This window comes from Polynucleobacter sp. (assembly GCF_044342855.1).
Lineage (GTDB): Bacteria > Pseudomonadota > Gammaproteobacteria > Burkholderiales > Burkholderiaceae > Polynucleobacter.
Genome location: NZ_JBIIPA010000017.1, coordinates 1 through 23,784 on the forward strand (window position 1 = coordinate 1; position 23,784 = coordinate 23,784).

The window sequence follows — 23,784 nt, forward strand, 5'->3', positions numbered from 1 at the left end:
GGCTAAGGCTTGTAATTTACTACGATCCATTGTGCTGTGTTCCATGTGGCTCTCCTTCTATGAAGGTTCATTGGCCGCAGGAACTTACACAAATTTATTTACAGGGTCGAATAAACTGTCCAACTTTTGTGGGTCAGTTCACTCGGCGCCCTTTTTCATCGTTTAACTTGATTTAACGCACGACGATAGTGGCACCCTGACGCAATTGGGACAAGAATTCAAACTGCTTCTTCTGCATCAAGCCATTACGAATAGCTGCTTTAGCCTGCTCAAAAGTTGGCGGCTTGCTGGATTTTTTATCTTCCAACTTAATTAAATACCAACCTTGCGGCATCTGAATTGGCGCTGGAGAAACCTGACCTTTAGAAAGAGTTGTCAGGACGCTGGCAATTTGTGGCAAAGTCTGACCTGCCTGCACCCAACCTACAGCGCCGCCCTGCACTTTGTTTGGGGCCAATGAAACACTCTTAGCCACTTTATCGAAAGACTCACCTTTTTTAATTCTGGCCAAGGCAGCTTGTGCATCCGCCTCAGTAGCAACAGCAATATCACTCACCTTGTACTCCACAATCGCGCCTTGTGGGCCTAAAGAAGCAATCTCGCGGTTGTACTCTGCTTGAACATCCGCATCAGTCACGGGATTTTTAGACATATAAGTAGATAACTCTAGATCCGCTAAATAATTTTGACGAATCATAGCCAGTTGACTATTGGCTCTATCAGAATTTGCAAGTTCATCTTTATCAGCCTGTTGTGACAAGAGAGAAATTTCAATCATCTTTGCCAAGACTGCCTTGCGAAGCTCTGGGGAATCTTTTTGACCCTGAGACAAAGCTGCTTGAATGCCTTGCTCGACAGCGTCATTGGAAATAACGTATCCATTCACAGAGGCAGCCGCATTAATCGGCAGCGAGTTTTGGGAATGGGCCGCTGTAACAAAACCTAAGGCTATTACAGCACTTGCAAGCAAACGAATGGAATGTAATTTCATGGGAACTCTTTTCTAATATGTAGAAACAATATTAACAGTTAGGCCTTGCTAGAAGGTAAAGGTGGCAGGTATTGGCTCAAAGGGCGCAGCGGAATCGGTCTCCTGCGCTTCAGCCTGCTCTTCACCATCTGGATTTTTGACATAGCGTGAATCAAAAGGCACCTTTGGTTTTTGACTAACTGGGGGTGGATCCAAGTAAACCGGGCCTGCAGGGGTCTCCATCGGCGCAATAGGCTGGTTATTAAACTCTTGGATTTGCTCAGGAGTATAGGGTGAAAAAGTCTGCGCAATAACGGCGACGGGGAATGCAAAGCTAAAAGTAATCCCGAAGATCAAAAACGCTTTAAGCCGAATGGAATAATTCATACATCTTTCTTGGTTGTACTTAGGCCAGCAAGTCATCAGCAATTAATTTAATACTAGCCACTAATAAGAAAAATTGGACGATGATGTAATACCACTTAACCGAAATCTTCTTGGCCAAATAAAAACCTAGATAAACCCCTACAGGCACTAATGGCAGCAAGAGTATTGAGGTAGCCAACTGATTAAAGTTCAGCAAATCAAGATAGGCATAAGGAACTAATTTGTCAAAATTGATCGCGGTAAAAAATATACCCAATGTTGAGGTGTACACCATGGGTGAAACCTTCTCCCTCAGCATATAGATTGTGATTGGTGGACCGCCTACATGCGCAATAAACGAGGTAAAACCAGATAATCCTCCCATCAGCCTTCCAAGCCAAGGAAATGGTTTAGCCTCTTTAAGATTCAAGCGCGAGATCACCACACTTTGTATCAAAAAGAGTGAGGTAAATATACCAATTGAGAGCGATAGAATTTTGGGGGTAATAGCAGAAAAAAGAGGTAGCCTAAAAACATTCCGAAGGCAGCTGGCAATAAGACCAGCTTTAATATTCTCCAATCAGCATTTCTGAGAAATCGTCGCAATCCTACTAAATCAATGGCAATCAAGAGTGGCAACAGAATTGCTAAAGCCTCATTAATGCTGGACTGACTTGCCATCAGAGGCAAGGAAAGGATCCCCAAGCCAGCACCAAACCCACTTTTAGAGATCCCGACAATAATGACGCTAATAACCGCCAATACGAAGAAGAGTGCGGAATGGTCGTTAAAAGCCTGAACCAAAGAAATCATGAGGGAATTGCCAAGTGCGATAAGGCGAAAGCCTATTTTAGAGCTAAAACACGATGGAGGTAGCTATAAAAAGGTATCCTGAAGAAAGGAGCCTCGACTATATCTAGCTGATGATGACACCGATTTCATTTTCCAATAAGACGTATGCGCTTGACGGTGGGTCGCATTACCTTATTCGCCCTATCCAACTGGATGATCGAGAGCGAATCATTGGGCTCTTTAATCACCTCTCACCCGAAAGCCGCTACCTGCGCTTTGCCCATGCCATTTCTAAGTTGCCGGATGATTTTCTAGATGACATCCTGCACTTAGACTATAAAAGAGAGATGGCCTTAGTTGCAGTCATTGCAAATCATTCAGGCACGGATGAGATTGTTGGAATCGCACGTTACGTGACGCCGCCCAAGAAAAGTAGTTGTGAATTTTCTCTGAGCGTTAGTGATAGCCATGCTACCCATGGTATTGGTACGCATCTAATGCTTGACCTCATTGCACATGCAAAAGAAAATGGATTACAAGAAATGCTAGGTTATGTCTTAAGTAAAAATCTTAAAATGTTGCACCTAGTTTCTGATCTGGGTTTTCAAATAACCAATCTCGATGATGATCCCGACTTTAAAACTGTGAGTCTTCTTCTATAAAACTAATAGCTATGAATAGATCCAATCACATTCATTCAGATTCATCCATCTTGGTCTTGATCGATTTATAGGGACGTCTTATGCCCGCAATAGATCAAGGCGAGGCGGTACTAAATCAATGTATCCGCACCGCCAAGATTGCCCAACTGCTTGAGATTCCAATTATCGGCACAGAGCAGAGCCCAAGCCGCCTAGGGAGCAATGTCGATTCCATTAAGCCTTTTTGCGACACAACTATTAGCAAGGAGCATTTCAATGCCTGCGCTGATGGTCTTACTGCAGCAATTCCCAGCAATCGCCAGCAATGCATTTTGATGGGTTGCGAAACCCACGTTTGCTTAATGCAAACAGCACTCAAACTCATCGATGAAGGCTACGATGTATCAATAGTGGTGGACGGAGTTGGATCACGCAGAGCGCTCGATAAGCAAATCGCGCTAGACCGGCTGCAAACCGCTGGAGCCAGACTCATCACTGGAGAGATGCTGGGATTTGAGTGGCTCAAGAGCGCTCAAAATCCAACCTTCAAAGAAGTTCTTGCTCTACTCAAATAATAGGGCTGGGCTAGCGGGGCTTTATTTGCTATTCTGCATCATCACTTAAAGGATTTATATGACAAACGACACTCAAACCCAAAACGACGAAGATTTTGACTATGGGTGCGAATGCGCCATGACACTCTTAAATGAGCCGACAGAAGATTGCTTGAATGATCTGATTGACGAGCTTGATGAAGATGGCATGATCGCAACCGAAGTTGTTTATGGCCTACTAGCAACCATCCTCATGAGCATCACTTCCGAAGATGAAGATGACGAGGAAGTTCAATAAATAGCTAGGTCAAGACTTGATGGGCAAATTGATCCATGGCGCTTGCCATCGTGATGTCTAGCTCAGTCAAGGCTTTCATCGAATGGGTGCTCAAGCGAATTGACACCCTATTCCAAGAATTAGACCAATCTGGATGATGATCAAGCTCTTCAGCAAAGTCTGCACAGAGCGCCATAAACTCAAAGGCATCTTTAAAGTCTTTAAATTCAAATACTCGAGCCAGCTCTTGAGCGTTCCGATTCACCTGCCACTCGGGTAGTATTTTTTCAAACTCAAAATCGCTTGCAACTAGCTTTGGCTTAGGCACTGGGGGCATCCACGCTTTTGGATAACTTTTGTAAATCTTCTGGATATAACCAACGCCATTCACCTTCGGCCAAATCTGCAGGCATCAGGTATTGCCCGATTTCGGTACGGTGTAGCTTGGCAACATGATTACCTACTGCAGCCATCATTCGCTTCACCTGATGGTAGCGACCCTCAACAATAGTCATCGCCAATAAATTTTCGCCGAGCTGTTTACATGCTGCGGCAAAACAAGGCTTTGGATCATCATCTAGCACAACACCATTAAGCAAGTGATCGATCTGTTTTTGGGTAATAGGCTCTGGAGTGGTGATCTCATACACCTTACCAATATTCTTTTTTGGCGTAGTCATCTTATGAATAAACTGACCATCGTCTGAAATCAGAATTAAGCCGGTAGTATCAAAATCTAAACGGCCAACGCATTGCAAGCCCCGCTCTACAAACGGCTTAGGCAACAGGCTATAGACGCTTGGATGATGCGTGGTTTTGTGAGAGCACTCATAGTTTGGGGGCTTGTTAAAGGCGACATAGGCTTTTTCATGAAACTCCCAGTCCTTACCTTCCACATTGAGCATCAAGCCCTCTGTCGGAATCCGCTCTTCAGGATCTTCCGCCAAAACACCATTGACCTTGACTAGGTCGGCATAGACTAAATCGCTGCAAAAGCGCCTTGTGCCAAATCCTTGACTAAATAATATTTTTTCGAGAGAAATTGGTTTGGCCATATGTTGCCGAGAATACTACAAAGTAGACTGACTACACGACCCTGAAATGAAGCCGTTATGATTGATATATACCTTCACTTAGCTTCTTACTTACTGCCGCCATGCTCTCAACCCCAGCCCCCAGAATCCCCTTACATACCCGTGAAATTACTTTTCAGGGCTATGCTCGAGAAGATGGCCTGTGGGACATTGAGGCCCATTTACGGGATTTCAAATTTCACCCCTTTACTACTGGTGGAAAAACCTGGGAGCCTGGCCAAGCTTTTCACGATATGTGGGTTCGCATTACCGTCAATACAGAATTAATCATTCAAGCAATTGAGGTGGCAATGGATAGTCATCCTCACCCAGAATGCCCTCAAGTCATACCACCGATGGATGCGCTAATTGGCGCCCGCCTTGGCAAAGGTTGGCGCAAAACCATCAATGAACATCTTGGCGGAATTAAAGGGTGCACGCACTTGCGAGAGCTGCTAAGTAATATCGCAACAGCTGCCTTCCAATCTATTCCCGGAGCCTTACTTGATCCGGATGACAACAAGCCACCGCTCTATTTAGGAACCTGTAAATCGTGGGACTTTGATGGGCCAGTAGTAATGCGCGTCTATCCCAAGTTTTACAAGTGGAAACCTACAGTCTAGGTTTCCTTAAAACTCACCACGGTGAACATTAAAGCCGTTGAAAGCTTGCTGCACTGGCATCAACTCGACTAAATTAATATTCATATGGCTTGGCAAGTTGGCGGACCAGTAAATAGCCTCAGCAACATCATCCGCACTCAATGCTTTAACACCGCTATAAACCTTACCCGCCTTATCATCATCACCCTTAAAGCGTACATTAGAAAATTCTGTTCCAGAACACATGCCAGGCTCAACGCAGGTAACGCGCACTGGTGTACCAATTAAATCCGCCCTGAGGTTCAAACTAAATTGCTGCACAAAGGCTTTAGTACCACCGTAAACGTTGCCGCCTGGGTAGGGATAGTTTGCCGCCACGGAACCTAGGTTGATCACATGCCCACATTTACGCTCCACCATTCCAGGCAAGAAAGCGCGCGTCATATGCACTAAGCCCTTGATATTGGTATCAATCATCTGATCCCAGTCCGAGAGAAATGCTTGATGTGCTGGCTCCAAACCCAAAGCTAATCCAGCGTTATTTACCAGCACCGTTACCTTCGCAAAGTCGGCCGGCAATGTTGCCGCAAGACTATCAACCTTCGCACTGTCACAAACATCAACGGCCAAGGTAAGTAATTTTTTCTGCTGTTCTGCCGGAAGGGATGCCTTTAAAGCTTCTAAGCGCTCCACCCTTCTGCCTACAGCAATCACTTTATGGCCATTCGCCAGAAATCGTCTAGCAGTTGCCTCTCCAAAGCCAGCTGTAGCGCCGGTTACTAAAACTGTATGTTCCATATTCTCTCTATGAGTTTATTTAAATACGTGAGTAATGCATATTAAACGCTTGTTGAGCTATTAATCCAGATTGACCAGCATATCTCGGTCAATCGCTGCAGCCTTAGATTTCACTAGAGCCTGCACCAGCCAATCCTGAAATTCCTCGACACCGAGATTCATTTGCTGACGGATGCTTTCCAGCACTGGCGTATTTGAAATCCACTGGTTAACTTTTGCCAAATCCTGATTGCGCCATTCCAATAATTTGTACTTGAGAAGCACCTTAGCTCCATGACGGGCATTACGATCGGCATCGCTTGAGAGGTAATCCAGGCGGGATTTAGCAGTATCGATAGACTTCTTTACATCAGTAAACGGTTTGCCATGCCCCGGAATAACCAAGGCAACCTGAAACCCTTCAATCAGTTCTAGCGTCTGCGCCACCTCTTCAAAGCCGCCCTCACCCCAGAGCTCAGGGAAGATGACTCCAAAGCCCTCCTCCCACAGCGCATCAGCGGAGATCAAGATTTGATGCTGCTCTTGGTACAGCATGATTGAATGGTTGTCATGGCCGGGAGCTGCAAGAATTTGCCAGCGATAAGAGCCTAAGGTAATTTCTTGTCCAGGTATGAGAAGAGCATGATGTCTAAATCGTGGGCACTCTTGCCCCAACTGCTGAAAGCTGAGTAAATTCTCATCCCAGTCTTGCACAGCAATTGCCTCGGCCTCTGGTATACAGATCTCGCAATCAAATTCGTTTGATAGAGCTGCATTGCCACCACAATGATCTGAGTGCAAATGGGTGTTGACTACTTTATTAAGCGTTTTTAAGCCATGCCGTTTGAGCGCATTGACGACTAAGTCAACCGTCATCTGTTGATGAGCGCAGTACCCAGTATCAACCAAGGAAACATCATCATCACCGAAAATAAAAATGTTATTTGCTGATAACCACCCACGTTCGAAGATATCGATTCCGGGGGGTAGCAAGTAATTGCCGATTTGCTTTTCAGACACCTTAATTTTTCTGGGAAGTTAGCTCAAGCTTTTGAATGTCGAACTCTTGCTGCTTCAAGCGCTGCAATAAATCGGCATAGACTTTAGGATCGAGTTGCGGTGTTCTCGATAAAACCCAAAGATATTCTCTTCTCGGATCGCTTACAGCTGCCACCTGATATTGCGCATCCAAATCAATCACCCAGTAATCACCCCATACCATTGGTAAAAATGAAAGCCAGTCCGGAGCAAAGCGTACTTCTAATTTTGGGGAGTCCTTAGCGCCAATTTGACGAGCCAAACCCTCTGCTTCTGAAGTCTCTCCACCAGCAGTTTTACAGCTATTGAGTACTCGAAGATTACCATCAGGCTTAGCGGTATATACAGCCCTGGTGTTCGAGGCGCATTTTTTCTGAAACCAGTTCGGAAACTTCGCTATCTCATACCAGGTTCCTAGATAGCGAGGGACATCCAAGGAGGCTATGGTCTTGACTGCTTGGTCGCCTTGCTGAGCTGTGGCCTGTGATGATCCTAGGCAAATCAGCAGCGCACCCAATATGGGAATAAGTGAAGCGCGAAAATGTGAAAACAGAGTCATAGAAGAGTTGATGTTAAGTAATGAACTGCCTGCCCAAGAGCTTGCGGATATAAGGAATCCTACAACATAACAGTAATAGCAAAACAACTGCATAGATTGTCACGGTATCCAGATCGTTCTTGCCCGCCTTGTGCCACCAATAGTGCAGGATCACGGTGCAAGCAATCAGATAGATTAGTCGATGTAGTTGCGCCCAACGACGACCTAGCTTTCTTTGAGCCCAATGGGTAGAAGTCAAAGCCAATGGGATGAGCAACACAAAGCTAATAAAACCCATGGTGATAAATGGCCGCTTCACCACATCTTTAATCATTCCCGCTAGATCAAAGTCTTGATCCAGCCAAAGCCAAATACCAAAATGCAGGCAGGCATAGAAAAAACTGAATAGGCCCAACATTCTGCGATACCGAATCCATGAAACTGAATTTGTCAGCAAACGCAATGGCGTCATTGCCAAAGTCAAGCACAGAAAGACTAGCGACCATGTGCCAGTTGAACGCGTAATGAACTCAATGGGGTTGGCGCCCAAGCTATCAGCAAAGCCTAGCCAGATCAAACGATCTAAAGGTAATAGCGCCAACAGGAAAATCAGTAACTTCATCAAGCTGTACTTATCACATGACCTTAGTAAAACTTCTTGAGGTCCATCCCGGAGTACATGCTTGCTACCTGATCACCATATCCATTGAACATTTGGGTTTTGATTTTGGGAGCAAATACACCTTTGGGATCGCCAATACGCCGCTCGGCCGCCTGACTCCAGCGTGGATGATCGACTAAAGGATTAACGTTGGAGTAAAAGCCATACTCCCTTGCATCGAACTGACTCCAGCTAGTCTTAGGCATTTCTTCTGTCAAACGAATTTTAACAATCGACTTAGCACTCTTAAAGCCATACTTCCAAGGCACCACAATGCGTACTGGAGCGCCATTTTGCTTTGGCAGAGTCTCGCCATAAAGACCAAAGGTAAGAAGAGTCAATGGATTCATTGCCTCATCCAAGCGCAGACCTTCGCGATAAGGCCATTCAATAATCTGACTCTTGAGTCCTGGCATTTGCTTGCGATCTGCCAAGGAAATAAATTCGACATACTTGGCCGAGCCTAAAGGCTGAACCTGATTCAGCAGCTTAGATAAAGAGTAACCATCCCATGGGATGACCATCGACCAACCTTCAACACAACGCATGCGATAGATGCGCTCCTCCATCGGGGCGAGCTTGAGCAGTGCATCAATATCTAAGGTCATTGGCTTTTTAACCAGACCCTCAATCGTTACTATCCACGGACGCGTCTGCAAACTCTCAGCATTAGCGGCAGGATCCGACTTGTCTGTTCCAAATTCATAAAAGTTGTTATAGCTGGTCACATACTTATAGCTAGTCGACTCGTCCTTCAGAACAAAGTTTGGGTTCGGTGTAGCAAGTAACTTCTGTGGATTACTTGCCAGCGCCTCGCGCGAAAACCAAGGAGCAAGTGCAAGCCCAAAAGCGCCAGCAGCAGCACTTTTAATCAAGTCACGACGTCCCTCAAAAACTGACTTGGGGGTTACCTCCTGAGATAGCCGCTTCAGTTCATTTGCGCGCATATTCAATTCTCCTCAATGGATATAGGCCAACATTGCCAATACCAACCATTCTCCTACGCCTATCAATTTCTTGCTGAACTGCTAAATTCCAGCAAATAGAAGTACACAAGAAAAAAGGCAAACCGCTTGGTTTGCCTTTTTTTGTGACGCTAACTCAGCTTAAGCTGCAGCTTTTTTCAAGATCTCATTGAGCGTAGTGCTTGGGCACATTACCGCTTTGAACTTAGCTTGATCAGGCATAAAGTAGCCGCCAATATCAGCTGGCTTGCCTTGCACTTCCTTGAACTCAGCAACAATCTTTTGCTCATTCTCAGTTAAGGCTTTTGCAATCGGAGCAAAGTGGGCTTGCAGCTCTTTGTCTTCGGTTTGCGCTGCCAAGGCTTGAGCCCAATACATCGCCAAGTAGAACTGGCTACCGCGGTTATCCAACTCACCAGTACGTGGTGATGGTGACTTATTGTTATCTAACAATGTACCAGTTGCTTCATCTAGAGTGCGAGCCAAAATCTTCACTTTTGGATTATTAGTCTTGTCACCAATATCCTCCAATGAAACAGCTAAGGCCAAAAACTCACCTAGAGAATCCCAACGTAAATGGTTCTCTTCAACTAATTGCTGAACGTGCTTAGGAGCAGAGCCGCCCGCACCGGTTTCAAAGAGGCCACCACCTGCCATCAAAGGCACGATAGACAACATCTTGGCGCTGGTACCGAGTTCCATAATTGGGAACAAGTCAGTGAGGTAGTCACGCAAAATATTACCTGTCACAGAGATCGTATCTTTACCGCGAATGATGCGCTCCAAGGTGTAGCGCATTGCACGAGTCTGAGACATGATCTGAATATCTACACCAGTTAAGTCGTAATCTTTCAGGTAGGTTTGAACCTTCTTGATCAACTCAGCCTCGTGTGGACGGTACTCATCTAACCAAAATACTGCTGGAGTACCAGACAAACGTGCACGATTGACTGCCAACTTAACCCAGTCACGAATTGGCGCATCTTTAACCTGACACATGCGCCAGATATCACCCTCTTCGACATTCTGCTCGAGCAATACTGTGCCGTCATCCGCAACAATACGAGCTACACCCGCTTCAGGGATCTCAAAAGTCTTGTCATGTGAACCGTACTCTTCTGCCTGCTGAGCCATCAAGCCCACGTTTGGTACAGAACCCATCGTTGTTGGATCGAAGTTACCGTGAGTCTTACAGAAGTTAATCATCTCTTGGTAAATACGGGCAAAGGTACTTTCTGGAATAACTGCCTTGGTGTCGTGCAGACGACCATCAGCACCCCACATCTTGCCGCCAACACGAATCATCGCCGGCATAGACGCATCCACAATCACATCGCTTGGTGAATGGAGGTTGGTAATACCTTTAGCAGAATCCACCATCGCCAATGCTGGGCGGTGCTCATGGCAAGCGTGCAAATCTTGAATAATTTCTTCGCGCTTAGATTCTGGCAAAGTTTTAATCTTGTCATACAAGCTGCTCATACCGTTGTTAGGATTAACGCCCAACTCTTCAAACAACTTGGCATGCTTTTCAAAAGCATCTTTGTAGAAAATCTTTACAGCGTGACCGAACACAATTGGGTGTGACACCTTCATCATGGTTGCCTTCACGTGCAAGGACAACATCATGCCAGTCTTATAAGCATCTTCGATTTCCTTTTCGTAGAACTCGCAGAGTGCTTTCTTGCTCATGTACATGCTGTCAATAATTTCACCAGCAAGCAAAGAGACCTTTGGCTTAAGAACAATCGTCTTGCCGCTCTTCGTTACTAAATCCATCTTCACATCGCACGCCTTAGTCATGGTCATTGACTTCTCACCTGCGTAGAAGTCACCGCCATGCATATGGGATACGTGCGTACGGGAAGCTTGGCTCCAATCACCCATCGAGTGCGGGTTCTTGCGGGCATAGCGCTTAACAGCATTTGGTGCGCGGCGATCAGAGTTGCCTTCGCGCAATACTGGGTTTACTGCACTACCCAAGCACTTTGCGTAACGAGTGCGGATTGATTTTTCAGCATCATCCCTAGGATCATCTGGGAAATCAGGGATCTTGTAGCCCTTCGATTGCAATTCTTTAATAGCAGCGAGCAGCTGTGGAACTGAAGCACTGATATTGGGCAACTTAATGATGTTGGTATCAGGCAATAAAGTCATACGGCCAAGCTCAGCCAAATTATCAGGAAATTTCTGCTCAGCCGTTAAGCAATCAGAGAACTCCGACAAGATACGTGCCGCAACAGAAATGTCGCTCTCTACAACCTGTACCCCAGCTGGCGCTGTAAAAGTACGAATGATTGGTAAAAATGCACAGGTCGCCAATAAGGGCGCCTCGTCTGTCAGCGTGTAAATGATCTTTGATTTCTCTGAAGCCATTGATGTTTCCTCGATATGGATAAATATTAGGGCTCGGTCTTATACCGAATCACTCTCGCATTCCGCACGCAACACTTCAGGCGCTTTTGGCTGTCTTGGGTGTAATTTCACGCACTGGACCGAGACATCTATTTTAAATCATCGACCCTGGCAATTTAAGGGCTTTTAGGCACCAAATTGGCTGAAGTGGGTCAATATTAAGGGAATCCACCAAGCCAATCCCCCATCCACTTACAACGTAAACTGCGATACATGACTAACAAGCACCCCCTACTCAACAAAAACCTCGTACTGTTGATTCTCTGCCAGGGCTTGTTTTTAACCAATAATGTGACCTTTATTGCCATTAATGGCCTAGTTGGACTTAGTCTGAGCCCAGTTGCCTGGATGGCCACCTTGCCGGTGATGGGTTACGTTGTAGGCGGCGCATTCTCAACCTCTATTGTGGCCAAAACCCAAAATTACTTTGGCCGGAAAATCTCCTTTCAGCTAGGTCTATTGGTAGCCGTCTTTTCGGCGCTCCTGTGCGCCTATGCCGCCATTACTAAGAACTTCTGGCTTCTCGTACTCGGCACCTTTATTGAAGGCTATTACAGCGCCAATGGGCAGCTCTATCGATTTGCAGCTGCCGAGCTAACTGTTGTCAGCCAGAGGGATAAGGCGGTCTCCTGGGTGCTTGCCGGAGGAATCCTTGGCGCCGTAATTGGACCCAACCTCGCCTCATGGACTAAAGACTTCTTTGATACCGCCTTCTTGGGCACTTACCTCACCCTCTCGATAGCCGGCTTTATCGGGATCATCGTGATGCAATTCATCCACTTCCCAGAAGAGTTCAAAACCCAGCACTCACTTTCTGACGGCAGAGATCTCAAGACCATTCTTCGCCAACCCGTCTTTATGGTTGCTGTGATTGGCGCATCTCTGGGCTACGGCGTCATGAACCTGCTTATGGCGGCAACGCCACTGGCCATGCAGATTTGTGGACTACCCTTTTCCGAGACAGCACTGGTATTGGAATGGCATGTGATTGGTATGTTCGCACCTGGATTTTTTACTGGCTCACTTATTCAGCGCTTTGGCACACTCAAGATCATGGGCGTTGGGGTGATCCTCAATCTCCTGTGTATTGCAATTGCACTTTCCGGCACCAACTTGCATCAATTCTTAATCGCACTATTTTTATTGGGTGTCGGTTGGAACTTTTTATTTACTGGCTCCACCTCATTAGCGATGACAACTTACCGCCCAGAAGAACGTGACAAAGCTCAGGCAGCAATTAACTTCTTTGTGTTTGGCACCATGGCCTTCACTTCATTTGGATCTGGCGCACTCATTACCTCGCAGGGCTGGAATATCCTGAACTTCGGATCACTGCTCCCCGTTGCGGTCACGGCGTGCGCTTTGATTTGGCTGAGCGCCAATCGCAAGAAGACTGGCGCAGCTTCTGCTACTTAGGAAGTTTTAGCTAAGGGCAAATTAAAGAGTAAGTTTTGCGGTTTGAGTTTGAGCTGCTTTTCATCATTCATGGCAATGCCCATATAAACCGGCTTGCCAGCCTGAGATTGGGTGACTGCAGCCTCATCAATAAAGTCTAGACGGAATAAACAAATCACCTTCTCAAGCTCGTCAGAATCGACTGGCTCTTTGTTGTAAAGCTTATTCAAGATATCGGTTGCAGCGGCATCTAGACCAACATGCCAGGACCACTTCGGATCGGAAATTTGCTGCATTGGAGTAATGCGTACCTGGGCACCTAAAAAGTGTTGCACCCATTTCTCAAGGACACGACAAAAATGATTGATGGGTGGCTGAGCAAAATTCAGCTGAACTGCAAAATCATGGTTTTCATTCTTCTCCCAATATAGATCCGCGTTTTCTTCATGTAATACATCCAAATCGATCGAGCGCATGGACATCGACTTACTCTTCAGAAGATCCAGGATGTTTCCATTCTCACCAGCTTGCGCATTGCGAGTCACCACCTCATCATCCGCGCTCATCACAACGCCGTCTTCTAGTACCGTGATCTTTTGAGTCCGGAAGAAAATCTCACCCATACGCGCATCCAAAGGATGGCAATCTTCACCCAAGATGTGTCGAATAAATATTTGCGCCAGCTGAGAAATAAATAATGGGGGTACATCAACGCCATCACCTTTAAATAAACTCATATAGAAGTTTTCTAAAGAGCTGGCTGCCAATAGCTTGGCTCGATACCTCAACCAAACTTGATAGTTCACCTGAATATCCGGATCCGCCATGGCAGCTACTTCTTGCTCTGAAATAGTTGCTCGGGGGTTCTCACTTAAACGCTGATGCAGGGCACGCTCTGCATCACAGGATTCAGGAACCAGGTTTAACTCTGGGCGCAATAAGTAAGTGCGCAGAAAATCATCCGTCACCAGTAATTGATTATCCGAGCCAACCGCGAGGGTTTTATACGCAGAATGGAGCCAAAAGTTTGTCATGTTAGTTTGCTCGAACAAAAAGATTACGCTCAGAATATACTAGCCCTTCAATTTCAGCCAAAGAGGAAGATAAACGTGAGCGAACTCCAAAAAAGAGATACCGTTGTTGGTGATGGCAAAGAAGCGACAGCCGGCAATCATGTAGACGTGCATTACACCGGATGGTTGTTTGATGACAAAGCGCCAGATAACAAAGGTCAGAAGTTTGATAGTTCCCTAGACCGCGGCCAACTGTTTAGCTTTCCTTTAGGCGCTGGCCATGTCATCAAAGGCTGGGATCAAGGCGTACAAGGCATGAAGATCGGCGGCAAACGTACTCTCATCATTCCTTCTGAAATGGGCTATGGCGCACGCGGTGCTGGTGGCGTCATTCCACCAAACGCAACCTTGGTATTTGACGTAGAGCTACACGGAGTAAATTAATTCCAAGCTAGCATCTGCAAGCAATAAGGCCACTCGATGAGTGGCCTTATTTTTTACCAAAGAAAAACTGCCGATCTTACGAACGCAAGTCTTTTCCGTTTAAGGTTAATTTATTTTTCGTTGCTGGCTGACACAAACCAATCAAGCGATTTCTTTCAGCCATTACCTTATCGGTATAGCCACCATCGTTATCCGCATTTGCAGCGCCGACGTAGTATTTCAGGCCATTACGCAATGAGCCACTAGTAGCAATCAGATACTTCAAGATGTAAGCGCCTACCCGAATATTCACTTCAGGCTTAACAGCATCAGTCGCCCCGCCGTACATGGCATATTTATCCTTGTGGATACTGGTCATCACCTGCATCAATCCTTCGGCACCAGCCTGGCTTTTAGTCAGCGGATTAAAGTTCGACTCCACTGAAATTACGGCAAGCAACAAAACTGGATCAATGTTGACTTCTTTTGCGATTAATACTGTATTGGAAACGTATTCCTCAATCTTGGCACGATCTAACTTGTACTTCTTCTCAAAGAAGTCAGCAACTGCACGTTGATTCTGAATCGATACCATCAACTTGGAATCGAGCGCCTGAGGATCAATTTTTGAAGTGGGAATGCGATCCGATAAATGAGAAATCGGCTTTACCTGGGCATGAGCCACTGATGGCATCAATAGAGCAACTGTTTGCTGCTTAGCGAGCATAAGGCCGCTACTAGGGGCGACCAAAGCCTTGCCGTAGATCACGTTGGCAATCTCTTTATCTGCAATGGCCTTTGGAGTTTCCTCCTGGTGCAGATCGAGCACTCCAAAACCGTTTTGCCACACCATATGGCGCGCTTCATCGGGAACCAGAATGCGAGCCAAACCAAACGAGCCCGCTTGAGTTCCATTGCCGGAGAGCCAAAGTCCCACGATCATGAAAACAGTCACGATCAATATACCAATCATCACCCGATACACAGGCGATAGTGCGTGAGCTAACAACTCTTTAGCGTTAGCCGTTGCCGGCTGGGCTAGTTGTAAGTCACTCGAATTGGCAGAAAAACATTTAATCATTCAGGGTCTTGCAGCACACCGAAAATCAAACTTCTGATTTATGTTGCGATGCAATAAGTAAAAAACATAGGTCATGCTAAGAAGGTTCTTATATCAAGTCAAGAATAAAGGAGTCTATTTCAATAACTTTTAGGTCTTGAAATAAGGATGCCCCCTAATGAGGCACCTAATTTTTATATTTAACCCTTTAATTTCAGTCACTTAAATAAGTTAGTGAGCACTTATTTCATATAATAAAAAAGCACTCAAAATCCAACTTTTTTACTATTTTTCAACTTCAAAAGAGCTGCCTGACCCATATATCTAGTATTCCAATGAGTTGGATTTTCTACCGGTAGTGTTTTGATGGTCTTCACCACCAAGGGAGACTCTCGCATTCTTTGCGCATGACGATGACGTAAAGCGGTCATGCAAAATGCTTCTCAAGCCCCATCCGCACTAGCTCTAGAGCTAACTTAAAAGCCTGATAGACAAAAAACTATTACTTGTTGATGGTGGTACTCATTACACTGACATGCAATGAAATTCCTGGTTAAGCCCCTCTTACTCAGCCTACTTTGGCTACCACTAAGTGCGCTCGCCCTATTCGATCAATGCAGGGATTTATTCCCAACCCAGCAATTACCAACAACGACTCAGGCGGGACGAGACCTTTGCTTCGATGATTTTGCGATTTACTATTCGCCTTTAAATAAAAAGCCTATCTATACCATTGAGAAACTCAATGGTGAGCAACTCCAAGCGCCTCACCCGCGCCGTACCAATCAGTTCTATGAGGAGGCTAGACTGCCTTTTCATGAACGCGCCCTACTGACTGACTATCGCGGCAGTGGGTATGACCGTGGACACAACGTTCCAGCTGGCGATATGACAAATGAAAAGGGGATGGCGCAGTCCTTCTCCTTAGCAAATATGATGCCGCAGGCAAGACAAAATAATCAGGGCATCTGGGCAAAACGGGTTGAAGAGCCTACGAGGGTGTATATCAAACGCGCGCATGGCAATGTATACGTCTTTACTGGATCAGTTGGCAATGCGGGCAGCATTGGTAAAAGTAAGGTCACTATTCCAAGCCATCTATATAAACTGGTCTATGACCCCAACAAAAAATTAGCCTGGGCTTATTGGGTCGAGAATACCGACGATGCGCAAATGAGCGCACCAATCTCCTATGCTGATCTGATTCAGAAAACTGGTATCGACTTTCACCTACCGGTAGAGGGCGCTGAAAGTAAGCCAACCAAATCAGCTACGAAGGGCGCATCAGCTCCTAGGCAAGTAATGGGTGGCTGGTATCCGGTCTTTTTTGACCAATATTCACCCGAGAAGGTGGCAGCCATCATCTCTAACATCAAGTCAGGCAGGGTTGCCAGCATAGAGCTTCAATATGACCGCAATCTCAATTTGGCTCAAAGCCTAGCGAAAGAGATTGAAGCTCAGAGCGCAAGCTTGGTCACACTCTCGCAAAGTAGTCCGCCGGATTCAGCCAATGTAAATTATGAACGCAATCGCATCATAGCCATAGTGCACAACAAATAAATTATTACCCCCGAGTGCGGGGAGCAATTCCATGGGCCCGCTGAATAGGCGCCAACAAGCCTCGCAATCCATTGTGATCGAGGGTGTGCATTAGCTCCAGGAGCTGTCCAAGCTCGCCCTTAGGAAAGCCTTCGCGAGCAAACCAGGCCAAATAATTCCCAGGCAGGTCGGCAAGCGCTCGACCAGCATGCTTGCCATAAGGCATCTTCATTGTGACCAGCTTCACAAGGGCTTCTGAATCCATAGCTACGGATCTTACAAGCTTGGCAGTAACTCCAGTCAATTCTCAACATCAAAGCACATAGGGTCATTTTCTCAATTGAGAATTATTCTCATTTACTGTATATTGCGAATGATTCTCAATTACTTTTACTAACCAGACCACCTCACTATGAAAATGACTATCAAAAGACTCGTTGCCTTTAGCATCCTATTAGCCACCGCCTTGCACTTCTCATTCGCCAATGCGGGTGAAGGTGCGTTTGGATGGATTTACACCCTAGACCTCCAACCAAAAGGAAAGCTTGAGTTCGAGCAGCGCTTACAGCTCAATCAACAACAAGCCGCTGGCACCTACGATGCATGGACAGCGAGAACCGAGTTGGAATATGGCCTGACCAATGATTTGCAAATTGCCGGCTATATCAACTCCTACTACACCAACGCTAATCAGAACTACACCAATCCTGAAGCCTGTGGCGATAGCCCAAGTTGCACAGGTGGTTACGGAGTGCCATCAGGCCATGACCCTTCAACCCCTTATAGAAAGAGTGGCATCGAGGGTGGGTCCTTGGAGGCTATTTATCGACTGACCAATCCAGTGACATCACCTGTTGGGGTTGGTTTGTATTTAGAGCCTACCTGGGGAAGAAACAAAGATGAAATTGAAGGTCGCTTACTATTGCAATCCAATTTTATTGACGATCGATTGGTCTTGGCAGGTAACGTAGTCGTGGCAAATGAACGCTTAAAGTTTATTGAGAATGGCAACGTACCTGAATCGATGCTCGACTTTCTCGTAGGTGCTAGCTATCGATTCGCTCCCAAATGGTCTGCTGGTGTTGAGGCACGTTTTCATAATGACTATTCAGAATTGAATTTACGCAATCAAGTACAACGCGCAACCTTTGTCGGACCAAACATGCACTACGCAGCAAAAGACTGGTGGGTCACCGGCGCCTGGCGTTATCAATTAAAGGGTGGCACCTGCATGGGCGGCGGTGAAGCCGAGTGTTCCAACGCCCGAGTTTGGGATAGTCATTCAGTAAATGAATTCATTGTCAAAGTTGGATTTCCGCTCAACTAAAGAAAAAGATAATGAACTGGAAACTTAACCCCCTATTAATGGCTGGCCTCGCTGCAGCAACGGCACCGATCGTAGCGCACGCCAAGATTTACCTACCCGTGGAGCAAGCGCAAAAGATACTCGTACCCAATAAACCGCTTATCAAAAACCCAATCATCATTACAGATGAACTCCAGGACAAAATGCGTTCGGCTTCAAGCGTTCGCCACCCCTTTCAAGGAGATCGCATTTGGAAGGCGGCCGATGGAAGTTGGTTCATCGTAGATGAGGTAGTCGGTAAACATGAAATGATTACTTATGCCGTGGTACTGAGCCCATCGGGGGCAGTCACCGGCATCGAGATCCTAGAATATGTTGAATCCTATGGATACGAAGTAGCAGAAGCCCAGTGGCGCAAGCAGTTCATTGGAAAAACAGCAACCGATCCCATTAAGCTCAATCAAGATATTCAAAATATTGGTGGCGCAACACTCTCCTGCAAACATCTAACCGATGGCGTCAAGCGCATTGCGGTGCTTTATGACATTGCACTCAAAAGCCAATCTCAAGCGCCCAAAGCAAAATGATTCGCTGCAAACCACTCTTAGGCACCTTTGTTGAAATTTCAACTGATGATGGAGAACTTTCACTGCGTGCAATAGAGATGGCATTCGCAGCCATTGAACAGGTTCAATCTTTAATGGGATTTCATGATCCGGAGAGTGAGCTTTCTCAAATTAATGCTATATCCCATTTAGAACCAATTCGCATTCACTCCTGGACAGCCGAGGTGCTGGCCATTGCCAAAGAGATTCATATTGAGTCTCAAGGCATATTTAATTGTGGGATTGGTCACCGCCTGGTAGAAGCAGGTCTGCTGCCAAGGTATGTCAACCTACATGATCACTCATTCGGAGGTATTGAAGATCTCCGATTTATTGAGCCAAACCTAGTTCAATCTAAGCTCCCACTCTGCCTTGATCTTGGTGGCATTGCTAAAGGCTATGCAGTTGATAAAGCGGTAGAGGTCTTATTTGCTCACGACATCCAATCTGGATCAGTCAATGCTGGTGGCGATATGCGCGTCTTTGGAAATCTCACGAAGGATATTAAAATCCGCAACCCCTCATTGCCTCATGAGCTCATTCAGATTGGCAAGATGAAAGTGGGCGCGATTGCGACTAGCAGTCTCTACTTTTCAAAACGCGACGCTGATGCCAAAAGTTATATGGTCAATCCCCTCAATCATGAATACATTGAGTTTTCAGAGTCTTACTCAGTCATCGCTAATGAATGTGTCTATGCGGATGCCTTAACAAAGGTAGTCAGTATTTCTGGCAACACCCAGCATCCCTGCTTGAGTCATTTTTCTGCTCAAGCGATCAAAATTCCTCACGCCATCACCTTATGAAAAATACTAATCGCCTTGGCAAGATGCCAGCATGGCAAAGATATTTCGTCCTCACTGGCATGTTGAGCTGCTCTCTTACCGGCACAGCCTATTTGCTTGGACATGAATTTCACATTCAAGGTACTGCATTGGGCGCTCACTCTATATTGATGTGGCATGGCATTGCCGCAATGATAGCGACGATGGCTTTGGGCTCAGTCTTACCCTTTCACCTAAAGGCGGGCCTAAAGTCTAAGAGGAAACTGTGGAGCGGTTTAAGCCAATTGGCTTTTTTGGCTACTTTATTGATATCAGGCGCCTTGTTGTACTACGGCCCTGAAGAAATTCGAGATAGCGTCATCACAACCCACTGGGTGATTGGCATTGCTTTCTTTGCCATCTTTTTGTTGCACGGCGTTTATGCTAAAAATATAGTCACCCCAAATGGAAATAAGGTGTATTGAGTTTTATCCCTCATTACACCTTAATCACACATCGGAGAGATTACTTACTACTATTTCTTACAGTAATGCTTGTATAGCAAGCTCATGACTGCTACAGCGACCTGGCTTGATAGGGAGTAATAAATTTGTTTGCCCTCTCTACGCGTTTTAACTAGATTTTCCTTACGCAATACGGTGAGCTGCTGAGAGAGTGTTGGTTGATGTAAATCTAATGCAGCCTCCAACTCCCCAACGCACTTTTCCGCTTGACCAATTTCACACAAGAGCATCATGCGGTCACGATTGGATAAGACCTTCATGAGTTTGCAAGCATCATCCGCCGATGACTGCATCTTTTTTAGCTCCGCTTTCGAGATAGGCATATTCATTGTCATCTCACAATCAAAGTGCGTTTAAAGGGATTTTTAGATAGGCAACGCCATTGGCATCTGGCTCAGGAAAATGCCCTGCCCGAATATTCACCTGAATAGAAGGCCAAATTAAGGTTGGCATTTCCAAGGTTTTATCTCGCGCTGTACGCATCCGTACAAATTGCTCCTCAGTGACACCATCATGTAAGTGAATATTGCTTGCCTTTTCATCAGCAATAGTAGTCACGCCCATGGCTGGACGACCATTTGGCGGATAGTCGTGGCACATATACAGCTTGGTCTGGCCAGGGTAAGACAAGATCTTTTGAATCGAGCGATAGAGTGTCTTCGCATCACCACCAGGAAAATCACAGCGGGCTGTACCGACATCCGGCATAAACAAGGTGTCGCCCACAAAGATGGCATCACCGATTTCATAAGCCATGCAGGCAGGGGTATGGCCCGGTACCAAAAGTGCTTTCAAGGAAAGATTTCCAAAGGCGAGTGACTCGCCCTCTTTTAATAAGTAATCAAACTGAGTGCCGTCAGGCTTAAAGCAATCATCTAAATTGAAGACACCCTTAAATACCGTCTGTACATTTTTAATGTGATCTCCAATTACCAACTTACCACCTAGGTGACTTTGTAAATAAGGTGCAGCAGTTAAATGATCCGCATGGGCATGGGTCTCCAAAATCCAACTTACCTGAAGTTGGTGAGCTTTAATAAAAGAAATGACTTCATCCGCTGATGTTATGCTGGTTCTACCTGACTTGGGGTCGTAGTTCAGTACGGAATCGATGATGACGCATGAACTACCAAAACCTTCATAGACCACATAAGTAAATGTCGAGGTTTCTGAATCAAAAAAGTCCTTAATTAGCGGGCTTTGCTGTGTGCTCACGATATTCTTTCGATTGAATAAATATTATATATATTTATATAGTATATTATTCTAAAATAAATTGCAATGGACTATTCAACCCTTATCAGCCCAGCACTAGGAATCTTAGTGGGCGTCCTTATGGGCCTCACCGGTGCCGGGGGCGGTATTTTGTCGGTTCCCTTGCTGGTCTTCTTTCTGGGGCTCCCTATTGCAGAAGCAGCTCCGATTGGGCTCTGTGCCGTTGCCCTCGCGTCTAGCGTTGGGGCCATCCTAGGTCTAAGAAATAAAATCTTGCGCTACAAGGCGGCAGTGTTCATGGCTATCTTTGGTTTAGCGCTATCACCTCTAGGTCTTTGGCTTGCCCCACAGATTCCAAATGCACCACTACAGATTCTATTTAGCTTGATTCTCTTATATGTAGCTGTCCGCCTATTGAGACAAGCTCACAGTCAGATTAACGGCATCCCCGAAACAAGCAGAAAGCCGCCTCCTTGCCTAATGAACTCGGCCATTGGAAAGCTCCAATGGACGCTACCCTGCGCACGTGCACTGATGTTTGCCGGCAGTATTGCAGGTTTCTTATCTGGATTACTCGGTGTTGGCGGCGGCTTTATCATCGTCCCAGCACTCAAGCGCTATACCGATTTACCAATCAAATCCATAGTTGCCACCTCACTCGGGGTTCTTGCCATCATCACCGGTGGGGGTGTGATCTTCTCGGCAGCGTCTGGCAGTCTCAATATATTAGTAGCTGCGCCATTTGCGCTGGCAGCGCTAGGCGGCCTATTGATTGGACTCCTCCTGGGTAAAAAGTTAAGTGGTCCACATACTCAACTGATTTTCTCGCTTTTCACTTTAGCGATTGCAGTTAGCCTGCTCATTAAAGGTGTGCTAACTTTAAATCCGTGAAACGTCCGCTTCTATCTTTTCTTCTTACTTTCTCTCTCATACTGATGGGAGTCATACTCATGACACTGAAACCCAGTTCTTTTCCAACTAACTCTGTGAGCATCATTTCTGGAACGGTCAGCAATCTCAATAATGAGCTGTTGGAATATGTCAATCCTGAAAAGCCAACTCACGATCATTCTTCCGTGTATTACCAGCGCTTCTTTGTGTCTAAATTCAATTTAGGCAATCTGGCTGTCGAAGCTAAATTCTCAACACCCATGGTGGTGAGTGATGGTGACACCTTGACAGTCTCCGGCCATCAAAAAGGCAATGGCTTTCAGGTGCTCGCTTATGTTAATCAGACCCGGCAAGTGAGCAATCATGAGAATTGGAGAGTCTTAGGTCTAGGCGCCCTCTTCTTCCTGGCTGTTGCGGTGGGTCTTCTCAATTCAGAGCTAGTGGCCGAGGGCGCTTTAGTACCCAAACTATTCCTACTGGGCTTTGTAGGTGTAGCAGTTTATATGGGCTATCGCGCCCTACTCATCAGAGAGGCGATCTCACTGCTTCAGAATTAGATCGGGAAGTGGCTTGATTGCACCTCAATAGAAAAAGCCCTCTGTCGAGGGCTTTTTAACAAACACGGTACCGCTAAATCTTAGTGACTGCCAGCACCGCCCAAGTAAGCCGCTTTCACAGCTGGGTCATGCATCAACTTGTCGGCCGGGCCATGAGTTGCAATCTTGCCGTTCTCGAGAACATAACCATAGTCAGCAACATTCAAAGCTGCGGCAGCAAACTGCTCAACTAATAACATCGTCACGCCTTGAGATTTAAGGTTAGAAATAATCTTAAATACTTCCTCAACCAAAATTGGGGCGAGACCCATTGATGGCTCATCCAAGAGAATAATCTCTGGATTGAGCATCACGGCACGAGCCATCGCTAACATCTGTTGCTCACCACCTGACAATGTTCCAGCCAATTGGTTGCGACGCTCTTTTAAGCGTGGGAACATTTCTAGAGCACGTTCTAGATCGTTCTTAATATCGCCTTTTGGACGGCTACCTGTAAAGCGTGGGAATGCACCTAACAATAGGTTGTCATTGACTGACATAGTCGTAAAGACACGACGACCTTCTGGGCTATGAGCCAAACCTAGGCGAGCGATTTTATGAGAGTCGTAACCATCAATTTTTTCACCGCCCAAGGTTACTTCACCAGCAGTTGGCTTAATCATTCCGGTGATAGCGCGCATGGTCGTTGTTTTACCGGCGCCGTTTGACCCGATCAAAGTAATGACTTGTCCTTTAGGAACATCAATATTGATGCCGTGCAGAACTTTTACTTTGCCGTAGCCTGCTTCAAGATTCTTAATAGATAACATGGTATTTACCGATT

The 23,784-nt window shown here is 46.0% G+C and carries 30 protein-coding genes and 1 pseudogene; 13 read left to right on the forward strand and 18 right to left on the reverse strand.

Annotated features, from left to right (window positions below):
* Positions 1 to 172: 172 nt before the first annotated feature.
* The 3 genes and pseudogenes from ACIQZ3_RS06790 to ACIQZ3_RS06800 form a co-directional block, all read right to left on the reverse strand.
* The gene (locus tag ACIQZ3_RS06790) at positions 173 to 991 is read right to left on the reverse strand and encodes a peptidyl-prolyl cis-trans isomerase (RefSeq protein ID WP_397391557.1); all 819 of its coding nucleotides are present in this window, start codon (positions 989 to 991) and stop codon (positions 173 to 175) included.
* Between the two features lie 48 nt (positions 992 to 1,039).
* Complete coding sequence (locus ACIQZ3_RS06795; protein ID WP_397391559.1) at positions 1,040 to 1,357, reverse strand: hypothetical protein; 318 nt, start codon at positions 1,355 to 1,357, stop codon at positions 1,040 to 1,042.
* 19 nt (positions 1,358 to 1,376) lie between these two features.
* Positions 1,377 to 2,149, reverse strand: a pseudogene (locus ACIQZ3_RS06800) (sulfite exporter TauE/SafE family protein).
* A 110-nt stretch (positions 2,150 to 2,259) separates the two neighbouring features.
* On the opposite strand from ACIQZ3_RS06800, the gene ACIQZ3_RS06805 reads away from it, so the two are divergent.
* The 3 genes from ACIQZ3_RS06805 (at position 2,260) to ACIQZ3_RS06815 (ending at position 3,621) form a co-directional block, all read left to right on the forward strand.
* Entirely contained in the window at positions 2,260 to 2,790 is a 531-nt protein-coding gene (locus ACIQZ3_RS06805; protein ID WP_397391561.1) for a GNAT family N-acetyltransferase, read from the forward strand.
* Positions 2,791 to 2,870: 80 nt separating this feature from the next.
* Positions 2,871 to 3,344: an isochorismatase family protein gene (locus tag ACIQZ3_RS06810; RefSeq protein WP_397391562.1), complete on the forward strand. Its 474-nt coding sequence runs from the start codon at positions 2,871 to 2,873 to the stop codon at positions 3,342 to 3,344.
* A gap of 58 nt (positions 3,345 to 3,402) precedes the next feature.
* The gene (locus tag ACIQZ3_RS06815; RefSeq protein ID WP_046329638.1) at positions 3,403 to 3,621 is read left to right on the forward strand and encodes a hypothetical protein; all 219 of its coding nucleotides are present in this window, start codon (positions 3,403 to 3,405) and stop codon (positions 3,619 to 3,621) included.
* 4 nt (positions 3,622 to 3,625) lie between these two features.
* Here the strand turns inward: ACIQZ3_RS06815 and ACIQZ3_RS06820 are convergent, their stop codons facing one another.
* Entirely contained in the window at positions 3,626 to 3,937 is a 312-nt protein-coding gene (locus ACIQZ3_RS06820) for a 4a-hydroxytetrahydrobiopterin dehydratase (protein ID WP_397391564.1), read from the reverse strand.
* Positions 3,921 to 4,655: a pseudouridine synthase gene (locus ACIQZ3_RS06825; protein ID WP_397391566.1), complete on the reverse strand. Its 735-nt coding sequence runs from the start codon at positions 4,653 to 4,655 to the stop codon at positions 3,921 to 3,923. The genes ACIQZ3_RS06820 and ACIQZ3_RS06825 overlap by 17 nt, the downstream gene beginning before the upstream one ends.
* A 101-nt stretch (positions 4,656 to 4,756) precedes the next feature.
* Between ACIQZ3_RS06825 and ACIQZ3_RS06830 the strand changes: the two genes are divergently transcribed.
* A complete protein-coding gene (locus ACIQZ3_RS06830) occupies positions 4,757 to 5,296 on the forward strand; it encodes a DUF2889 domain-containing protein (RefSeq protein WP_397391568.1) in 540 nt (179 codons plus the stop codon).
* 6 nt (positions 5,297 to 5,302) lie between these two features.
* Here ACIQZ3_RS06830 and ACIQZ3_RS06835 read toward each other — a convergent pair whose 3' ends face one another.
* From ACIQZ3_RS06835 to ACIQZ3_RS06860, 6 genes are all read right to left on the reverse strand, one after another.
* Entirely contained in the window at positions 5,303 to 6,073 is a 771-nt protein-coding gene (locus tag ACIQZ3_RS06835) for an SDR family oxidoreductase (protein WP_397391570.1), read from the reverse strand.
* A gap of 60 nt (positions 6,074 to 6,133) precedes the next feature.
* Positions 6,134 to 7,072, reverse strand: coding sequence for an MBL fold metallo-hydrolase (locus tag ACIQZ3_RS06840; protein ID WP_397391572.1), 939 nt, complete (start codon positions 7,070 to 7,072; stop codon positions 6,134 to 6,136).
* Position 7,073: 1 nt separating this feature from the next.
* Entirely contained in the window at positions 7,074 to 7,649 is a 576-nt protein-coding gene (locus tag ACIQZ3_RS06845) for a lipocalin family protein (protein ID WP_397391574.1), read from the reverse strand.
* A 13-nt stretch (positions 7,650 to 7,662) separates the two neighbouring features.
* A complete protein-coding gene (locus tag ACIQZ3_RS06850; RefSeq protein WP_397391576.1) occupies positions 7,663 to 8,250 on the reverse strand; it encodes a sulfite oxidase heme-binding subunit YedZ in 588 nt (195 codons plus the stop codon).
* Between the two features lie 23 nt (positions 8,251 to 8,273).
* A complete protein-coding gene (gene msrP, locus ACIQZ3_RS06855) occupies positions 8,274 to 9,236 on the reverse strand; it encodes a protein-methionine-sulfoxide reductase catalytic subunit MsrP (protein WP_397391578.1) in 963 nt (320 codons plus the stop codon).
* Between the two features lie 159 nt (positions 9,237 to 9,395).
* A complete protein-coding gene (locus ACIQZ3_RS06860; protein ID WP_397391579.1) occupies positions 9,396 to 11,630 on the reverse strand; it encodes an NADP-dependent isocitrate dehydrogenase in 2,235 nt (744 codons plus the stop codon).
* A gap of 252 nt (positions 11,631 to 11,882) precedes the next feature.
* Between ACIQZ3_RS06860 and ACIQZ3_RS06865 the strand changes: the two genes are divergently transcribed.
* Complete coding sequence (locus tag ACIQZ3_RS06865; protein WP_397391581.1) at positions 11,883 to 13,085, forward strand: MFS transporter; 1,203 nt, start codon at positions 11,883 to 11,885, stop codon at positions 13,083 to 13,085.
* Here the strand turns inward: ACIQZ3_RS06865 and ACIQZ3_RS06870 are convergent.
* Complete coding sequence (locus ACIQZ3_RS06870; RefSeq protein WP_397391582.1) at positions 13,082 to 14,098, reverse strand: DUF6352 family protein; 1,017 nt, start codon at positions 14,096 to 14,098, stop codon at positions 13,082 to 13,084. The genes ACIQZ3_RS06865 and ACIQZ3_RS06870 overlap by 4 nt on opposite strands.
* Before the next feature lie 75 nt (positions 14,099 to 14,173).
* Between ACIQZ3_RS06870 and ACIQZ3_RS06875 the strand changes: the two genes are divergently transcribed.
* Positions 14,174 to 14,521, forward strand: a complete 348-nt coding sequence (locus ACIQZ3_RS06875) for an FKBP-type peptidyl-prolyl cis-trans isomerase (RefSeq protein ID WP_397391583.1) — start codon at positions 14,174 to 14,176, stop codon at positions 14,519 to 14,521.
* 76 nt (positions 14,522 to 14,597) lie between these two features.
* On the opposite strand, the gene ACIQZ3_RS06880 is transcribed toward ACIQZ3_RS06875, so the two are convergent.
* Together ACIQZ3_RS06880 and ACIQZ3_RS06885 are read right to left on the reverse strand one after the other, a co-directional pair.
* Positions 14,598 to 15,581, reverse strand: a complete 984-nt coding sequence (locus tag ACIQZ3_RS06880; RefSeq protein ID WP_397391585.1) for a transglycosylase SLT domain-containing protein — start codon at positions 15,579 to 15,581, stop codon at positions 14,598 to 14,600.
* 245 nt (positions 15,582 to 15,826) lie between these two features.
* On the reverse strand, positions 15,827 to 15,991 hold the full coding sequence (locus ACIQZ3_RS06885) for a hypothetical protein (protein WP_397391586.1): 165 nt from the start codon (positions 15,989 to 15,991) through the stop codon (positions 15,827 to 15,829).
* A 109-nt stretch (positions 15,992 to 16,100) separates the two neighbouring features.
* On the opposite strand from ACIQZ3_RS06885, the gene ACIQZ3_RS06890 reads away from it, so the two are divergent.
* On the forward strand, positions 16,101 to 17,120 hold the full coding sequence (locus ACIQZ3_RS06890; protein WP_397391587.1) for a DNA/RNA non-specific endonuclease: 1,020 nt from the start codon (positions 16,101 to 16,103) through the stop codon (positions 17,118 to 17,120).
* Positions 17,121 to 17,124: 4 nt separating this feature from the next.
* Here the strand turns inward: ACIQZ3_RS06890 and ACIQZ3_RS06895 are convergent, their stop codons facing one another.
* Complete coding sequence (locus tag ACIQZ3_RS06895) at positions 17,125 to 17,364, reverse strand: DUF3820 family protein (RefSeq protein WP_216228743.1); 240 nt, start codon at positions 17,362 to 17,364, stop codon at positions 17,125 to 17,127.
* A gap of 153 nt (positions 17,365 to 17,517) precedes the next feature.
* Between ACIQZ3_RS06895 and ACIQZ3_RS06900 the strand changes: the two genes are divergently transcribed.
* The 4 genes from ACIQZ3_RS06900 to ACIQZ3_RS06915 are packed head-to-tail and all read left to right on the forward strand — an operon-like array spanning position 17,518 to position 20,259.
* Positions 17,518 to 18,426, forward strand: coding sequence for a DUF6662 family protein (locus tag ACIQZ3_RS06900; protein ID WP_397391589.1), 909 nt, complete (start codon positions 17,518 to 17,520; stop codon positions 18,424 to 18,426).
* A gap of 11 nt (positions 18,427 to 18,437) precedes the next feature.
* On the forward strand, positions 18,438 to 18,992 hold the full coding sequence (locus tag ACIQZ3_RS06905) for an FMN-binding protein (RefSeq protein WP_397391590.1): 555 nt from the start codon (positions 18,438 to 18,440) through the stop codon (positions 18,990 to 18,992).
* Positions 18,989 to 19,816, forward strand: a complete 828-nt coding sequence (locus tag ACIQZ3_RS06910; protein WP_397391592.1) for an FAD:protein FMN transferase — start codon at positions 18,989 to 18,991, stop codon at positions 19,814 to 19,816. The genes ACIQZ3_RS06905 and ACIQZ3_RS06910 overlap by 4 nt, the downstream gene beginning before the upstream one ends.
* Complete coding sequence (locus ACIQZ3_RS06915; RefSeq protein ID WP_397391593.1) at positions 19,813 to 20,259, forward strand: hypothetical protein; 447 nt, start codon at positions 19,813 to 19,815, stop codon at positions 20,257 to 20,259. The genes ACIQZ3_RS06910 and ACIQZ3_RS06915 overlap by 4 nt, the downstream gene beginning before the upstream one ends.
* 50 nt (positions 20,260 to 20,309) lie before the next feature.
* Here ACIQZ3_RS06915 and ACIQZ3_RS06920 read toward each other — a convergent pair whose 3' ends face one another.
* Both ACIQZ3_RS06920 and ACIQZ3_RS06925 read right to left on the reverse strand, forming a co-directional pair.
* Positions 20,310 to 20,627: a metalloregulator ArsR/SmtB family transcription factor gene (locus tag ACIQZ3_RS06920; RefSeq protein ID WP_397391595.1), complete on the reverse strand. Its 318-nt coding sequence runs from the start codon at positions 20,625 to 20,627 to the stop codon at positions 20,310 to 20,312.
* Positions 20,628 to 20,640: 13 nt separating this feature from the next.
* Complete coding sequence (locus tag ACIQZ3_RS06925) at positions 20,641 to 21,513, reverse strand: MBL fold metallo-hydrolase (protein WP_397391598.1); 873 nt, start codon at positions 21,511 to 21,513, stop codon at positions 20,641 to 20,643.
* A 66-nt stretch (positions 21,514 to 21,579) separates the two neighbouring features.
* Between ACIQZ3_RS06925 and ACIQZ3_RS06930 the strand changes: the two genes are divergently transcribed.
* Together ACIQZ3_RS06930 and ACIQZ3_RS06935 are read left to right on the forward strand one after the other, a co-directional pair.
* Entirely contained in the window at positions 21,580 to 22,404 is an 825-nt protein-coding gene (locus ACIQZ3_RS06930; RefSeq protein WP_397391600.1) for a sulfite exporter TauE/SafE family protein, read from the forward strand.
* 59 nt (positions 22,405 to 22,463) lie between these two features.
* The gene (locus ACIQZ3_RS06935) at positions 22,464 to 22,961 is read left to right on the forward strand and encodes a hypothetical protein (protein WP_397391602.1); all 498 of its coding nucleotides are present in this window, start codon (positions 22,464 to 22,466) and stop codon (positions 22,959 to 22,961) included.
* 80 nt (positions 22,962 to 23,041) lie between these two features.
* On the opposite strand, the gene ACIQZ3_RS06940 is transcribed toward ACIQZ3_RS06935, so the two are convergent.
* Positions 23,042 to 23,770, reverse strand: a complete 729-nt coding sequence (locus ACIQZ3_RS06940) for an ABC transporter ATP-binding protein (protein WP_397391603.1) — start codon at positions 23,768 to 23,770, stop codon at positions 23,042 to 23,044.
* Positions 23,771 to 23,784 lie beyond the last annotated feature (14 nt).

What these genes read in the sequence shown, in the direction of transcription:
- ACIQZ3_RS06790 (WP_397391557.1), bottom strand. Translation starts at nt 991, where the DNA reads ATGAAATTACATTCCATTCGTTTGCTTGCAAGTGCTGTAATAGCCTTA.
- ACIQZ3_RS06795 (WP_397391559.1), bottom strand. Translation starts at nt 1,357, where the DNA reads ATGAATTATTCCATTCGGCTTAAAGCGTTTTTGATCTTCGGGATTACT.
- ACIQZ3_RS06805 (WP_397391561.1), top strand. Translation starts at nt 2,260, where the DNA reads ATGATGACACCGATTTCATTTTCCAATAAGACGTATGCGCTTGACGGT.
- ACIQZ3_RS06810 (WP_397391562.1), top strand. Translation starts at nt 2,871, where the DNA reads ATGCCCGCAATAGATCAAGGCGAGGCGGTACTAAATCAATGTATCCGC.
- ACIQZ3_RS06815 (WP_046329638.1), top strand. Translation starts at nt 3,403, where the DNA reads ATGACAAACGACACTCAAACCCAAAACGACGAAGATTTTGACTATGGG.
- ACIQZ3_RS06820 (WP_397391564.1), bottom strand. Translation starts at nt 3,937, where the DNA reads ATGCCCCCAGTGCCTAAGCCAAAGCTAGTTGCAAGCGATTTTGAGTTT.
- ACIQZ3_RS06825 (WP_397391566.1), bottom strand. Translation starts at nt 4,655, where the DNA reads ATGGCCAAACCAATTTCTCTCGAAAAAATATTATTTAGTCAAGGATTT.
- ACIQZ3_RS06830 (WP_397391568.1), top strand. Translation starts at nt 4,757, where the DNA reads ATGCTCTCAACCCCAGCCCCCAGAATCCCCTTACATACCCGTGAAATT.
- ACIQZ3_RS06835 (WP_397391570.1), bottom strand. Translation starts at nt 6,073, where the DNA reads ATGGAACATACAGTTTTAGTAACCGGCGCTACAGCTGGCTTTGGAGAG.
- ACIQZ3_RS06845 (WP_397391574.1), bottom strand. Translation starts at nt 7,649, where the DNA reads ATGACTCTGTTTTCACATTTTCGCGCTTCACTTATTCCCATATTGGGT.
- ACIQZ3_RS06850 (WP_397391576.1), bottom strand. Translation starts at nt 8,250, where the DNA reads ATGAAGTTACTGATTTTCCTGTTGGCGCTATTACCTTTAGATCGTTTG.
- msrP (WP_397391578.1), bottom strand. Translation starts at nt 9,236, where the DNA reads ATGCGCGCAAATGAACTGAAGCGGCTATCTCAGGAGGTAACCCCCAAG.
- ACIQZ3_RS06860 (WP_397391579.1), bottom strand. Translation starts at nt 11,630, where the DNA reads ATGGCTTCAGAGAAATCAAAGATCATTTACACGCTGACAGACGAGGCG.
- ACIQZ3_RS06865 (WP_397391581.1), top strand. Translation starts at nt 11,883, where the DNA reads ATGACTAACAAGCACCCCCTACTCAACAAAAACCTCGTACTGTTGATT.
- ACIQZ3_RS06870 (WP_397391582.1), bottom strand. Translation starts at nt 14,098, where the DNA reads ATGACAAACTTTTGGCTCCATTCTGCGTATAAAACCCTCGCGGTTGGC.
- ACIQZ3_RS06880 (WP_397391585.1), bottom strand. Translation starts at nt 15,581, where the DNA reads ATGATTAAATGTTTTTCTGCCAATTCGAGTGACTTACAACTAGCCCAG.
- ACIQZ3_RS06885 (WP_397391586.1), bottom strand. Translation starts at nt 15,991, where the DNA reads ATGACCGCTTTACGTCATCGTCATGCGCAAAGAATGCGAGAGTCTCCC.
- ACIQZ3_RS06890 (WP_397391587.1), top strand. Translation starts at nt 16,101, where the DNA reads ATGAAATTCCTGGTTAAGCCCCTCTTACTCAGCCTACTTTGGCTACCA.
- ACIQZ3_RS06895 (WP_216228743.1), bottom strand. Translation starts at nt 17,364, where the DNA reads ATGGATTCAGAAGCCCTTGTGAAGCTGGTCACAATGAAGATGCCTTAT.
- ACIQZ3_RS06900 (WP_397391589.1), top strand. Translation starts at nt 17,518, where the DNA reads ATGACTATCAAAAGACTCGTTGCCTTTAGCATCCTATTAGCCACCGCC.
- ACIQZ3_RS06905 (WP_397391590.1), top strand. Translation starts at nt 18,438, where the DNA reads ATGAACTGGAAACTTAACCCCCTATTAATGGCTGGCCTCGCTGCAGCA.
- ACIQZ3_RS06910 (WP_397391592.1), top strand. Translation starts at nt 18,989, where the DNA reads ATGATTCGCTGCAAACCACTCTTAGGCACCTTTGTTGAAATTTCAACT.
- ACIQZ3_RS06915 (WP_397391593.1), top strand. Translation starts at nt 19,813, where the DNA reads ATGAAAAATACTAATCGCCTTGGCAAGATGCCAGCATGGCAAAGATAT.
- ACIQZ3_RS06920 (WP_397391595.1), bottom strand. Translation starts at nt 20,627, where the DNA reads ATGAATATGCCTATCTCGAAAGCGGAGCTAAAAAAGATGCAGTCATCG.
- ACIQZ3_RS06930 (WP_397391600.1), top strand. Translation starts at nt 21,580, where the DNA reads ATGGACTATTCAACCCTTATCAGCCCAGCACTAGGAATCTTAGTGGGC.
- ACIQZ3_RS06935 (WP_397391602.1), top strand. Translation starts at nt 22,464, where the DNA reads ATGACACTGAAACCCAGTTCTTTTCCAACTAACTCTGTGAGCATCATT.
- ACIQZ3_RS06940 (WP_397391603.1), bottom strand. Translation starts at nt 23,770, where the DNA reads ATGTTATCTATTAAGAATCTTGAAGCAGGCTACGGCAAAGTAAAAGTT.